A 12,862-nucleotide genomic window follows, 5' to 3' on the forward strand; every position below is an offset into this window, starting at 1 on the left:
ATTTTAAGGTACATATTATTGGAGGAGTATGATGGATTATTCATTCCCAGTTAAATTACTGGCAGAATTTATTGGCACGGCTATTTTGGTTATTTTAGGAAATGGTTCAGTAGCCAACGTAGAATTAAAGGGCACTAAGGGTAACGGTAGTGATTGGCTGTTAATCGCTGTAGGATATGGTTGCGGGGTAATGATTCCTGCATTGATGTTTGGGACTGTCTCAGGCGCTCAAATTAATCCTGCGTTTACAATTGGATTGGCAGTAGCCGGCATGTTCTCTTGGAGTCAAGTTTTACCATTTATCGTAGTCCAATTACTCGGCGCTATGGTAGGTCAGTTAGTGGTTTATGCAACTTATAAACCATATTATGATGAAACTAAGGATGCTGAAGCTATTTTAGGAACGTTTAGCACTATCGATGCAGCTCATAGCCGCTTGAACGGTTTCATTAATGAATTTGTTGGTTCCTTCTTACTCTTTTTAGGGGCATCAGTTTTAACCCATGCACCTTATTTTGAAAACAACAATGCGGCGGTTTTTATTGCTTTAGGATTTTTAGTGATGACCTTGGTGGCTTCCCTAGGGGGGGCTACTGGTCCAGCATTGAATCCAGCTCGGGATTTAGGTCCTCGGATTATTCACGCATTGTTGCCAATCCCTAATAAAAAAGACTCCCATTGGGGTTATGCTGCTGTTCCAGTAGTAGCTCCCATTTTGGCTAGTATTTGTGCCATTGAATTAGGCAAAATCTTTTTTGGTTAATATTGAAAAACTCGATCTTAGGATCGGGTTTTTATTTTGTCTTTTTAAAGGAAATAGTATTTTTATACCGTTTATACGTGAAAATATTCACATTTAAGGTGATTGAAAATGAATAGTGCATAATTACTTTAAAAGAAGCTGCTGATTATAATATTAATTCAAATTAGTGGAAGTCTTTGTAACATGTTTGTAATATATACAGGATAAAACAAGATTAAAACATATTACTAAAACTTATTCACTTAATTATTAGTGCATGTTTATTAAATGCTAACTGGTTCGCATTTTAAAAGCCCAAAAATCGCCTCCTGGAAAACGGTTACAACTATATACTTTAATTGTAATTAAATTTAGGAGGTATTCATCTATGACAGCTCCAATTCACGTTCATTCTGAAATCGGTAAGTTGAAAACTGTTTTGCTTAAACGGCCTGGTGAAGAAATTGAAAACTTTACTCCGGAAATGATGGAACGGCTATTGTTCGATGACATTCCATTCTTGCCAGAAGCGCAAAAAGAACATGATGCTTTTGCTGATATTTTAAGAGCTAACGGCGCAGAAGTTTTATACTTAGAAAATCTTTCTGCAGAAGCAATTGATGCTGGAAGCGTTAAAGATGCTTTCCTAGAGGAGATTTTGGTAGAATCTGGTTATGCTGCTGGTACTACTCACGATGCTTTGAAGGAATATTTAATAAGTATGTCTACTTTAGATATGGTTAATAAAATTATGTCTGGGGTACGTAAAAATGAAATTGATTTTATTCCTAGTGACCTAATAAGTGCAGCAGAAGATACGGACTACCCATTCTTTATGGATCCAATGCCTAATCTATATTTCACTCGCGACCCGGCTGCTTCGATGGGTGATGGATTAACCATCAATCGAATGACCTTTGATGCTCGTCACCGCGAATCATTATTCATAGAAACCATTATTAAGTATCATCCGCGTTTTGCTGATAAAGGCTTACATGTTTGGCGTGATCGTTATCACAATACTCGGCTGGAAGGTGGGGATGAATTAGTCCTTTCCGATCACGTTTTGGCTATTGGGGTTTCTCAACGGACCTCGGCTGACGCTATTCAAGACGTGGCTCGTAGCCTGTTTGATCCAGCTAATGACAGTGGCTATGACACTATTATTGCCATTAAAATTCCACATAACCACGCTATGATGCATTTGGATACTGTTTTCACGATGATTAATCACGATCAATTTACAGTTCATCCGGGTATTTTAGGCGACGGCGGTAAGATTGATACTTGGACTATGCATCCAGCTAATAATGAAGATGGCTTCACCATTGAACATAATCAAGATCTTAAAGAGGTTTTGAAGAAGGAATTAGGTTTGAGTGAACTGGATTTAATTCCAACCGGAAACGGTGATCCTATCATTGCTGGTCGTGAGCAGTGGAATGATGGTTCTAATACTTTAGCAATTGCTCCTGGGGTAGTGGTAACTTACAACCGGAATTATGTTTCTAACGAATTACTTAGAAAGCACGGACTTAAAGTTATTGATACTCTTTCCAGTGAATTGTCCCGTGGTCGTGGGGGGCCTCGTTGCATGAGTATGCCACTGGTTCGTGAAGATTTATAAACTAAACTTACTAAATTTAAAGTGTGAAAGGAAGTTAGCAATATGATTGACAGCCAAAAATTTAACGTTTCAGAATTACAGGGAAGAAGCTTCTTAGCTTGTAAAGATTTCACTCCAGCTCAAATTAATTATTTGGTAGACTTTGCTTTGCACTTAAAGAGTATGAAAAAAGCGGGAATCCCTCATCGTTACCTAGAAGGTAAAAACATCGCTTTACTCTTTGCTAAGACTTCAACTCGGACCCGTTCAGCGTTTACGGTGGCTTCTGTTGATTTGGGTGCCCAACCTGAATTTATGGGGGCAAGTGATATTCAATTGGGTAAAAAGGAGTCCATCGAAGATACGGCTAAAGTTTTGGGGAGTATGTTTGATGGGATTGAATATCGAGGGTTCGCTCATGAAGACGTTGAAGAACTTGCGAAGTGCGCTGGCGTTCCCGTTTGGAATGGGTTAACTACCGAATGGCACCCTACCCAAATGATCGCTGACTTCATGACCGTTAAGGAAAACTTTGGTCACCTTAAGGGACTTAACCTAACTTACGTTGGTGATGGTCACAACAATATGGCTAATAGTTTACTGGTGGCGGGTTCCATGCTAGGAGTTAATGTAACTATTTTAGCGCCGGATTCATTGCAGCCAGCTCCAGAAATTGTGGATATTGCTAAGAGTTTTACTGTCCAAACCGGGGCCCGCTTTAACATCACTTCAGACATCGACGAAGGAGTTAAGGGAGCTAACGTAATTTACACTGATGTTTGGGTTTCTATGGGTGAAAGTAACTGGGAAGAACGGGTTAAGTTGCTAACTCCGTACCAAGTTAATATGGAAATGATTAAAAAAACCGGAACTCCCGAAGAAAAGTTTATTTTCATGCACTGTTTACCAGCATTCCATGATACTAATACTGAATACGGCAAGGAAATTGCTGAAAAATACGGAATTACTGAAATGGAAGTTACCGACGAAGTTTTCAATTCTAAGTTTGCCCGACAATTTGAAGAAGCTGAAAACCGGATGCACTCAATTAAGTCAATCATGGCAGCTACCCTTGGTGATCTTTATATTCCTAAGATGTAGTTAGTTTTAATAACCTTGAAACAACAGGTGTATAGCTATATAGCTGTACACCTGTTTTTAGCTAAATTAAGCTTGGAAGGAAGGTCTAATCTTATGAGTCAAAAAATTGTGGTCGCATTAGGCGGCAATGCTATTTTAACTAATAACGCTTCTGCAAAAGCCCAACAAGCAGCTCTGCGGAAAACTGCTAAATATTTAGTCCAATTTATCGAAAATGGTGATGATTTAATCATTTCTCATGGTAACGGTCCACAGGTGGGAAATTTACTATTACAAATGGCCGGTGGCTCTACTGATAAGAATCCCGCCATGCCACTAGACACAGACGTGGCTATGACCCAGGGCAGCATTGGATATTGGATGCAAAATGCAATGGACGAAGTGCTAAGTGAAAAGGGAATTGATAAAGACGTTGCCACGGTGATTACTCAGGTGGAAGTTAAGTGCAGCTGATCCGGCGTTTACGGATCCCACTAAACCAGTTGGACCATTTTACAGTAAGGAAGAAGTTGATAAGCAAAAGGCTGAACACCCAGACTTTATCTTTGTAGAAGATGCCGGTCGCGGATATCGGCGGGTAGTAGCTTCACCACGCCCAATTGGGGTGAAGGAATACCGAGTTATTAAGCAGCTGGTTGCTGCTGGAGTTGTGCCAATTACGGTTGGTGGTGGGGGAGTCCCGGTTGTTCAAGAAGGTAATCGTTTAGCTGGGCGAGAAGCAGTCATTGATAAAGACTTTGCTTCTGAAAAGTTAGCTGAGTTAGTAGCTGCAGACACTTTAATTATTTTGACCGCGGTGGATAATATTTACATTAACTTTAATAAGCCGGATCAAAGGAAATTAGAAAACGTTACGGTAGCTGAATTAAAAAAGTACATTGACGAAGATCAATTTGCGAAAGGCTCGATGCTACCTAAAGTTCAAGCAGCAATTGAATTTGTCGAAAACAGTAATAACAGTAAGGCGGTTGTTACCTCTCTTGAAAATGTGGGGCAGTTCTTAGCTGAAGGAGCGGAAACCATTATCACTAGCTAGACATTTCCTTACATTTTTGTTTTTAAGATGAATATGTTAAGATCGGTTCAGTTAGAGATAATGCAAAATTGATGGTAGGTTAACTGGTAAATATGAATTGGAACGTTCTACTTTTAGTGTTTCCAATGGAAAATGACAATCTAAATTAAGTGACCCAAGCAATTCATTACAGCTCTTGGGTACGTGGTGGTGAAGAAATTGATTAGTCGGCAAAAGTACCCAGAGTACTTATTAAAATTAAGAACTCAACAGGAATTTGAGCAACTATCCGAGGAAGAATTTACTGACTTAACTGCTGATGTTAAATTTCGCTTGTACCCTAAAGGACAGATATTGTTTGATCAAGATGATCAGCGAAACCATTTCTATTACTTGTTGAACGGTATCGTAAGAGTTGAGCGTTTCGATGTGAATGGGGATGCAAACTTTTATGAATATATTTCCATGAATCACGGTTTTCCGTATCGTGGATTATTTGTGGCTGATACCTATGCTTATTCAGTAAGATCCATGACCGAAATTTTAGTGGCTGATTTACCTATGGGAAAATTTGAAGCTAAAATCAAAAGTAATTTAGCCATGATGCAAAATATTGTTATTAAAATGGAAGCCATTATTAGCCAAGATGAAGATCACCTGCAGCACATGATCACCTCATCTGCATCAGAGCGAGTAGCATATTCTATTTTGTTGATGGGAGTTAAGCTAGGCACGTTAGATGAAAATGAACACCTTAAAATTGATTACCCGGTTAATATTAACGAACTAGCTGAAGTGAGTGCTACGACACGAGAAACGGCTAGTAAAGTGGTGTCCAAACTGCAACGAAATGGATACTTAACATATTCGCATAAACGATTTACCTTTTTAAAATGCATTGATGAAAATAATTTATCTGTAATTAATAAAAGCTAAAAAGAGACTGTAACAAGTTTTCTCCAAGCAAATCAAAAATGGTCTTTAACACATTTTTTCGTGTTAAAGACCATTTTTTAGAACAACTATACGTTACAGCCGCTTTTATTATTGAATTTTAATAAAGTGCAAAAAAGTATTCTATTAGTCAATTAACCTACCAAGTAAGTAACCCCCGTGGCATCTTTGCCAATGTAGTTCATCATTTCGGGATTAGCTAACTGGAGAGTAATTGGTACTAACGGAAATTCTTGATTCATCAGCCTGTAAATTTTTTGGGCTCGATGGTCAGAACCGGTATAGATAATGTCTAAACTAACGATGTCTTGTTGGTGCATTTGTTCTACTTGTTGGCGCCAAAAAGAACTAATGACGTTGTCATCAGTAGTTCGTTCAATGAATTCAAAATTGTTATTGGCAAATCGCATTAAATATTTGATATTAGCACGTTTTTCCCAAGCTCCCCGGAAGCGACTAATTTTGCGTTTAATCATTAATTGACTATTATTGTTAATGGAAATGTAGACGCGAGTACGTTGCAAAATATTTTGAAGGCGGGTCACAATAGTGGTTAAATCTGCGTTTTGTCGAATTAAGCGTACCGCTTCAGATAGTTGATAGGTTAGGCCGGCAGCTGGTACCCCGCTATTAATAACTGTTACGGCGGAGTTACTTCTGGCAGCAGCTTGGCGGGCCGTATGGCAAGTATCAGCGAAGCTGTCACTAATATGCAGTGATAATATCTGACTACCATCACTCCCCAAATTATTATAAAGGGTTTCTAGTTCAGTTACCGCGACAGAACCAATCTGGGGGGGAGTGGATGATTGATTTAAGAGTTGCAAGTATTTAGTTTTACTAATTTTGCTAATATGACTAAACACTTGACCATTAATGGTAATGGGTAAATCGATAATTGACACGATATCGTCAGGGCAAGCCGTACTGTTAACGACTGCATCGGTAACGATTTTGATCTTAGCCAAAAGAAGGTCCCCCTTTACGAATGTTGTTAGAATAAGTATATTGGAATATTGGAGAATAACAAAATAATAAAACCGGTTTGGTTATGATTAAATAGTCATTTAGGAGGAACAATGAAAGGTAAATATGAAGTTCATGAATACGTGGGAATTCCACTAATCACCGATAATTCTGGTCGGTATCAACTTAAAAAAGACGACCAAAATAAAATTCACTCCCATAGCTGGCGCACTGGTAAGCATACCAGGGGAAAATTTAGTCAAGTTGGCCAAATTTTAATAACTGAAAATAACTTAAAAGTAGTTATCGTGGCCGAACTGCCATTAGCGTTTAAGGATCGACATTCGCTAACTCCGTTGCAACGCTTCACTACGGAAATGGTAACTGATGATGTGTTAAATCAAGCCTTAAAGCTAATTAACTAAAGACAAAAAAAGTCCAAGTAGGTTAAGGTTGTTTTTATAATCACTATTGGAATGTTTAGATATTTTTTGATGTTATTATAATTATAACGCTAACTTCCCATAAGTGGTAAAAAACAATAAAAAGTCCCACTGAATAATTTTCAGTGGGATGCTTTTATTATTTAAGTAATTTTTCGGCATCAGCTTTGATGTCGTCAGCTGACATTGTCATGTATTTTTCCATTGATTCTTCGGTGGCCTTGGTGTCATGACCATTGTGTTCCATGTAATAATCCCACAATGCGTCGCGAACAGGCATGTCGCTGTCGCTCCAATCAAATACCTCGTTTAGATGTTTATCCAAAAATGGTGATTCTGCCATTTTACAGACCTCCCTTTCATTTCTATAATCCTATTGTAGTTCTTATTGGAAAAAGGGGGTAGTAATTAGCTCACCGATTATTTGTGGGGTGCTAATTCCATGATCCAACTAGTGGCAGAATCTACAGCAGTGATATTAGTTAAGTCGTTAACTAGTTCGTGATTTCTAGAAATAACCGTACCAGTTAATGGGGACTTAAGGGTCTCTACTGATTTATCTCCCTCAAGATCTAAGAGATCGTCACCAGCTTTAAGTTCAGTTTGGTTAGTGGAAAAATCTGCAAACGTAATTTGACCGATTTCTTCAAAGACACTGGCATCTACGCCTAACAGGTAGTCGCCACTAGGTTGCTTACGGTACCAAATACCATCTTTAATTTCAGTAGGCCCGGGTTGGTCAGGATTTTGGGGCTTTTTGAAGAACGCTTTGATTCGTTGCCACAATGATAATTCAGACATTAGTAGTCGCCTCCACACATTTTACTTTAATTATACACTATAATAGAAATATGAAATCTAAGGAGGCTGCTTATGTACTTAGTAGATATTAAACGAAACGGTAAACCCGTTTATGATGCACGTGTTAATCAATCAATTGATAATTATTTAGTTAATGATTTAAAACTACCTGGGCGGGGATTTATGCTTTATATTAACCGGCCCTCTGTTATTATCGGTAAAAACCAAAACGTTTGGGCGGAGGTCGATACTGATTACTTACACGAAAACGATATTGAACTAGTGCGCCGGACTTCCGGTGGTGGGGCAGTTTATCATGATTTAGGTAATTTGGTATTTGAAAATATTTTGGTAGATGATACTAGTCATTTTAATGACTATGCTTATTTTGCTGAACCAGTGTTGAAAGCTCTTCAAAAACTCGGTTTAGATGTTTCGATGAAGGAAAATAGTAGTGATTTAATCTTGGATGGTAAGAAGTTCTCTGGGATGACGATGTTTAAAAACGGGAATAATTTAGCTGCTGGTGGAACTGTAATGTATGACTTGAACGTAGAGGCAGCTAAACACGTCTTAACCGAAGATCCAGCCGAAAAGGATAAGAAGTTAGGGGTGGCTTCCAAACGCAGTCACATCGTAAATTTGAAGGATTTCTTGCCCAATGAGATGACCATTGAAGATCTGCGTGAAGCAATCCTTAAAGAAGTCTTCAACGTCGAATCTGTGGATGAAATTGAAACCTACGAATTAAATTCCCAAGATTGGGATATCATTGATAAACGATTAGCTGATGAATACGGCACTGACGAATGGAATTTTGGTCGTAACCCGGGATATGATCGTTACTTTGATTCTGATTTAGCTAATGGCAAAATGGGCATTAATTTTTCAATTGATACCGGGGTCTTCACCAGATTTAAATTCAACCCATTCTTCAAAGTTGAAGGTGATCTAAAAGCAGTGGAAGCGGCTTTGGTTGGTGGCGCTGCTGATGGCGAAGGTATTAAAACGGCAGTTTCTGTAGGTCATTTACAAAATATTGATGAAAAGCAACTAGCTGATTTTATTTTGCGAAGTTTACAAGATAATCAAGGCTTGATTTCATAACAATTGAAAAAAGCTCGACCATAAAATTATGGTCGGGCTTTTTAATTTAGAATCGTTCTGCCAATTGAACGGCTTCGTCCATAGATTGTTGTCTGTTTTGGAGCATTGCGGCTTCATCTAATTTGCTGTTTCCTTCGTTGTAGACGCCTTTAACGTCAGTAACTCCCATTTGGCTCAAGATAGTTCTCAGATATTGAGTCCCCATGTCTAGGGCCTGCATATGAGGGTTATCACTATTTTGATAAGTTCCGCCAGCTGATTGAATGTGAACCGCCATCTTATCCTTTAGGAGGCCAGCAGGACCTTTGGTAGTTGCCTTGTAGGTTTTAGTAGATACGCAAACAACGTCTAAGTAGCTCTTAAGCCGCGCAGGTAAGAAGAGGTTATACATTGGGTTAGCAAAGACATATTTGTCGGCTTTGATGAATTCTTCTTGCAGGAGTTGTTGACGGCTTACTAAAATTTGTTCATCACTTGATAAGTCAGAATATTTAACGCCTTCGGACAATTTAGCCCAAGTTTGGAAATTGGAACTATCGATTTCAATATTGCCTTCAGCGTATAAGTCATGCTGTAGAACGGTATCGTTAGGGTGGGTTTCTTGATAAGCTGTAACAAACCGATCACAAATTGCCATTGAATTGGAAATTTGACTAACGTTAGGGTGAGCTTTGATTATAAGGTACTCATAAAAATATCTCCTCTAGAATCTTTAAAATCATTGTTTTTTATTTTAACGCTAGTCATTTGATTTAGCCGGAATTTAGCATTAAAAAACCACGACAAGTGAATTGTCGTGGCTTTTATTTATTATTTATTTTTGTTGATTAAGTCTACGAAGGTATCAGCGATTGACTTGAAGTAGTCAAGCTCACGTTGTTCAGTTACTTCGCCGTTAGCATCCAAGATATTGGTTACGCCGCCAATGTATGCTTCTGGTTGTTGAACCACTGGCATATTTAAGAAGACGAGTGATTGGCGAAGAGCCATGTTAGCACCGAAACCACCAATTGCACCAGGAGAAACGCTCAAGATAAGAGCGGGTTTCTTGTCCCAAATGCTAGAACCCATTGGCCGAGAGCCAACGTCAATTGCGTTCTTAAGACCACCAGGAATAGAACGGTTGTATTCTGGGGTAGCAAAGATCACAGCATCTACGTCATTCATTTGAGCTCGGAAAGTTTCCCAAGATGCAGGTACCTTTCCAGGTTGATCTAAATCTTCATTGTAAAGATCTAAATTGATGTCGATGATAGATACGTTGTAGTCGCTAGGCAAGAAGCTGGCAACTGATTTGGCGATTTTTTTGGTGAAAGAGTCTTCACGTAGACTCCCAACGATAATTCCAACATTAGTCATGAACTGATGCCTCCAATTTACTTACTTTTTATTAGCTAAACTATACCTATATTATACGCTCATTACTTTTTAAAATGCAAGGATTTAGTTTAAAAAATAAAAAAAGAGCCTGGCAAATGCCAGACTCTTTGGAAAGTTAATTAAAAATTAGCCTTCTTCAACAACGTTAACGTTAGCAGCTTGTGGGCCGCGGTCGCTATCTTCAACGTCAAGGGTAACTTTTTGACCTTCGTCTAATGACTTGAAGCCGTCTTTGTTGATAGCTGAGAAGTGAACAAATACGTCACCATCGTCAGTAGTAATGAAGCCGTAACCTTTATCAGCGTTGAACCATTTAACAGTACCTTGTTTCATAATTATGAAACCTCCTTGCGCTAAGCGCGATCTAATGTAATGCATCTTAACTAGTTGAACACGATTAAGGAGTTATTTCATAAAGCTATAAAACAATTACCTTAAAAAGCGAAACTCTAAAACACATTGACCATAATATACCAACAACTGGGGGGAATGTCAAACTACTTTACTCTATGAAAATCGTTTTAACTAAAATAAATTTTAATAAAATTCAAAAAAGACCAGAGAAACCGGGTGGCCACTCTGATCTTTATGATATCGCTTTATTTTTTTATGGGCAGTTAAATTATTTGGCAGGTTCAACTACAACCTTACCATCTTTGACGGCTACTTTGTATTCCTTAACTTCAGGATTTTCCAAGTAGACGTTAGTCAATGGATCGGTGATTTCTTTGGTGATAACCCGGTGCATAGGGCGAGCTCCCATTTGTTCGTTGTAACCTAATTCAACTAATTTACTCTTAGCGTCGTTAGTGACGGTGAAGGAGATTCCCTTAGCCTTGTTAACCATCTTGTTAAGATCGTTAAGCATGAGGTCTAAGATCTTCAAAATGTTGTCTTTAGAAAGGGCTTCGAACTGGATGATATCGTCAATTCGGTTTAAGAATTCAATTCTAAAGAATGGCTTGAGACGTTCGATCACGTCTGGTTGTTCGTCTAAGTTATCTTGACCGGCGTTACTGGTCATGATGATAACGGTATTACTGAAATCAACAGTTTTCCCTTGGGCGTCAGTCAAACGACCGTCATCTAAGATTTGAAGTAACAAGTTTAAAACGTCTGGATGAGCCTTTTCGATTTCATCCATCAAAATCAAACTGTATGGATGACGCCGAACTGCTTCAGTCAATCGGCCACCTTCGCCGTAGCCTACGTAACCAGGAGCAGAACCGATTAATTTACTTGCGCTAATCTTGTCCATGTATTCAGACATATCGAATCGAATCATGGAATCTTCAGTTCCGAACAGTTCCTTAGCTAAAGCCTTAGCAGTTTGAGTTTTACCAACCCCGGTAGGGCCAACGAAGAGGAAGCTACCAATAGGGCGGTTACCTTGAGTAAAGCCGACCCGACTACGCTTGATGGCAGCGGAAATAGCGTCAATGGCTTTATTTTGGCCAATTACTTCGGCTTTCATATCCTTGTCTAAGTTCTTTAATTGGCTGACTTCGTCTTCATCAACACTAGTAACAGGAACTCCAGTGATTTTTTCAACTACTGCTTGAATATTTGCTGCGGTAACGTCTGGCGTTTCTACCTTTTTACCATCATCGATATCTTCAATTTGTTGATTAATTTTACCAATGCGGTCTTTAAGTTGAGCGGCCTTTTCAAAGTCTTCGGCTTGAGAAGCTTCGTTCTTTTGTTTTTCTAGGTCTTCAGCTTGTTGTTGCAAGGTAGCTTTGTCCTTGGAAAGGTGAGAGGTCATGGCGACTTTAGCACCAGCTTGATCAATTAAATCAATTGCCTTGTCGGGGTTCATCCGATCTTGGATGTAACGATTACCTAATGAAACGGCAGCCTTCAAAGCATCTGGAGTGTAGTGAACGTGGTGATACTTTTCGTACTTAGGAGCCAAGCCTTCCAAAATTTGGATGGTGTCTTCTTCGCTAGGTTCGTTAACCGTAATTGGTTGGAACCGCCGAGCTAAGGCTTGATCTTTTTCGATATCACGGAATTCGGCGTTAGTAGTGGCACCAATTAATTGGAATTCACCCCGAGCCAATTTAGGCTTCAAAATGTTACCAGCATCCATCTTGTCGCCTTCACCAGTAGAACCAGCACCAACAATTTGGTGGATTTCATCGATAAAGAGGATGATGTCACTGTTTTCAGAAACTTCATCGATCAATTGTTTCATCCGTTCTTCAAATTGGCCCCGCACCCCGGTACCTTGAACTAGGGACACAACATCAATGGAGATGATACGCTTGTTTAAGAGTTTTTCAGAAACATCGCCGTCTACAATCTTTTGGGCAAGCCCTTCAACGACGGCAGTTTTACCAACCCCAGCTTCACCAATTAAAACGGGGTTATTCTTGCTTCGGCGACTCAAGACTTCTTCCATTTGTTCAATTTCGTTGTCTCGACCAATCACGGGATCTAAATCGCCGTCTTTAGCCAATTGAGTCATATCGGTTCCGTATTCATCGAGCAAAGGATGTTTGCTCTTAGGTTGTTGTGGTTGCTGGCCAGATTGACCAGCTTGCATTTGTTTTAGTTGTTCGGGACTCACTGGTTGCCCATTAATAGTCATTCGACCGTTGCCAGTATTCATGGCGTTTCGGAAGAATGGATCGTTTAAAATATCGTCTAAGTTGTTAAAGCCAAACATATCGTTATTCATGTAATAATTCCTCCCTTAAATCGAGTGGTTTTAAAATTAAAGATTAAAAGATGTTTTCTTTCAA

General features: G+C 39.1%; 13 protein-coding genes and 1 pseudogene. 7 read left to right on the forward strand and 7 right to left on the reverse strand.

Annotated features, from left to right (window positions below; all coding sequences use genetic code 11):
• The first annotated feature begins 31 nt into the window (after positions 1–31).
• From OXT66_RS02445 to OXT66_RS02465, 5 genes and pseudogenes are all read left to right on the forward strand, one after another.
• Entirely contained in the window at positions 32–763 is a 732-nt protein-coding gene (locus OXT66_RS02445; protein ID WP_268595898.1) for an MIP/aquaporin family protein, read from the forward strand.
• A 367-nt stretch (positions 764–1,130) separates the two neighbouring features.
• Positions 1,131–2,369, forward strand: a complete 1,239-nt coding sequence (gene arcA / locus OXT66_RS02450) for an arginine deiminase (protein ID WP_268595500.1) — start codon at positions 1,131–1,133, stop codon at positions 2,367–2,369.
• A gap of 42 nt (positions 2,370–2,411) precedes the next feature.
• Positions 2,412–3,449: an ornithine carbamoyltransferase gene (gene argF / locus OXT66_RS02455; protein ID WP_268595501.1), complete on the forward strand. Its 1,038-nt coding sequence runs from the start codon at positions 2,412–2,414 to the stop codon at positions 3,447–3,449.
• A 93-nt stretch (positions 3,450–3,542) separates the two neighbouring features.
• A pseudogene (gene arcC, locus OXT66_RS02460) lies at positions 3,543–4,485 on the forward strand (carbamate kinase).
• A gap of 198 nt (positions 4,486–4,683) precedes the next feature.
• Positions 4,684–5,400 (forward strand): Crp/Fnr family transcriptional regulator, encoded by a 717-nt coding sequence (locus tag OXT66_RS02465; RefSeq protein ID WP_268595502.1) that lies wholly within the window; start codon positions 4,684–4,686, stop codon positions 5,398–5,400.
• Between the two features lie 152 nt (positions 5,401–5,552).
• Here OXT66_RS02465 and OXT66_RS02470 read toward each other — a convergent pair whose 3' ends face one another.
• Positions 5,553–6,386 (reverse strand): DegV family protein, encoded by an 834-nt coding sequence (locus OXT66_RS02470; RefSeq protein WP_268595503.1) that lies wholly within the window; start codon positions 6,384–6,386, stop codon positions 5,553–5,555.
• Between the two features lie 111 nt (positions 6,387–6,497).
• On the opposite strand from OXT66_RS02470, the gene OXT66_RS02475 reads away from it, so the two are divergent.
• On the forward strand, positions 6,498–6,809 hold the full coding sequence (locus OXT66_RS02475) for a DUF7671 family protein (RefSeq protein ID WP_268595504.1): 312 nt from the start codon (positions 6,498–6,500) through the stop codon (positions 6,807–6,809).
• A gap of 157 nt (positions 6,810–6,966) precedes the next feature.
• On the opposite strand, the gene OXT66_RS02480 is transcribed toward OXT66_RS02475, so the two are convergent.
• Positions 6,967–7,170 (reverse strand): hypothetical protein, encoded by a 204-nt coding sequence (locus tag OXT66_RS02480; RefSeq protein ID WP_054671325.1) that lies wholly within the window; start codon positions 7,168–7,170, stop codon positions 6,967–6,969.
• Between the two features lie 77 nt (positions 7,171–7,247).
• Positions 7,248–7,628, reverse strand: coding sequence for a glycine cleavage system protein H (locus OXT66_RS02485; protein WP_268595505.1), 381 nt, complete (start codon positions 7,626–7,628; stop codon positions 7,248–7,250).
• A 72-nt stretch (positions 7,629–7,700) separates the two neighbouring features.
• Between OXT66_RS02485 and OXT66_RS02490 the strand changes: the two genes are divergently transcribed.
• Complete coding sequence (locus tag OXT66_RS02490; RefSeq protein WP_268595506.1) at positions 7,701–8,735, forward strand: lipoate--protein ligase family protein; 1,035 nt, start codon at positions 7,701–7,703, stop codon at positions 8,733–8,735.
• Positions 8,736–8,781: 46 nt separating this feature from the next.
• Here the strand turns inward: OXT66_RS02490 and OXT66_RS02495 are convergent, their stop codons facing one another.
• The 4 genes from OXT66_RS02495 to OXT66_RS02510 all read right to left on the reverse strand — a co-directional run bounded on the left by OXT66_RS02495 (position 8,782) and on the right by OXT66_RS02510 (position 12,798).
• Positions 8,782–9,414, reverse strand: coding sequence for an FMN-dependent NADH-azoreductase (locus OXT66_RS02495; protein ID WP_327058994.1), 633 nt, complete (start codon positions 9,412–9,414; stop codon positions 8,782–8,784).
• Positions 9,415–9,545: 131 nt separating this feature from the next.
• The gene (locus OXT66_RS02500) at positions 9,546–10,094 is read right to left on the reverse strand and encodes an NADPH-dependent FMN reductase (RefSeq protein ID WP_268595507.1); all 549 of its coding nucleotides are present in this window, start codon (positions 10,092–10,094) and stop codon (positions 9,546–9,548) included.
• 147 nt (positions 10,095–10,241) lie between these two features.
• Positions 10,242–10,448: a cold-shock protein gene (locus tag OXT66_RS02505; RefSeq protein ID WP_268595508.1), complete on the reverse strand. Its 207-nt coding sequence runs from the start codon at positions 10,446–10,448 to the stop codon at positions 10,242–10,244.
• Between the two features lie 289 nt (positions 10,449–10,737).
• Positions 10,738–12,798, reverse strand: a complete 2,061-nt coding sequence (locus OXT66_RS02510; RefSeq protein ID WP_268595509.1) for an ATP-dependent Clp protease ATP-binding subunit — start codon at positions 12,796–12,798, stop codon at positions 10,738–10,740.
• Positions 12,799–12,862 lie beyond the last annotated feature (64 nt).

This window comes from Lentilactobacillus senioris (assembly GCF_026798195.1).
GTDB lineage: Bacteria > Bacillota > Bacilli > Lactobacillales > Lactobacillaceae > Lentilactobacillus > Lentilactobacillus senioris_A.

Coding starts and splice junctions, on each gene's coding strand:
- OXT66_RS02500 (WP_268595507.1), bottom strand. CDS start 10,094: ATGACTAATGTTGGAATTATCGTTGGGAGTCTACGTGAAGACTCTTTC.
- argF (WP_268595501.1), top strand. CDS start 2,412: ATGATTGACAGCCAAAAATTTAACGTTTCAGAATTACAGGGAAGAAGC.
- OXT66_RS02480 (WP_054671325.1), bottom strand. CDS start 7,170: ATGGCAGAATCACCATTTTTGGATAAACATCTAAACGAGGTATTTGAT.
- OXT66_RS02510 (WP_268595509.1), bottom strand. CDS start 12,798: ATGAATAACGATATGTTTGGCTTTAACAACTTAGACGATATTTTAAAC.
- OXT66_RS02490 (WP_268595506.1), top strand. CDS start 7,701: ATGTACTTAGTAGATATTAAACGAAACGGTAAACCCGTTTATGATGCA.
- OXT66_RS02475 (WP_268595504.1), top strand. CDS start 6,498: ATGAAAGGTAAATATGAAGTTCATGAATACGTGGGAATTCCACTAATC.
- OXT66_RS02445 (WP_268595898.1), top strand. CDS start 32: ATGGATTATTCATTCCCAGTTAAATTACTGGCAGAATTTATTGGCACG.
- OXT66_RS02505 (WP_268595508.1), bottom strand. CDS start 10,448: ATGAAACAAGGTACTGTTAAATGGTTCAACGCTGATAAAGGTTACGGC.
- OXT66_RS02485 (WP_268595505.1), bottom strand. CDS start 7,628: ATGTCTGAATTATCATTGTGGCAACGAATCAAAGCGTTCTTCAAAAAG.
- arcA (WP_268595500.1), top strand. CDS start 1,131: ATGACAGCTCCAATTCACGTTCATTCTGAAATCGGTAAGTTGAAAACT.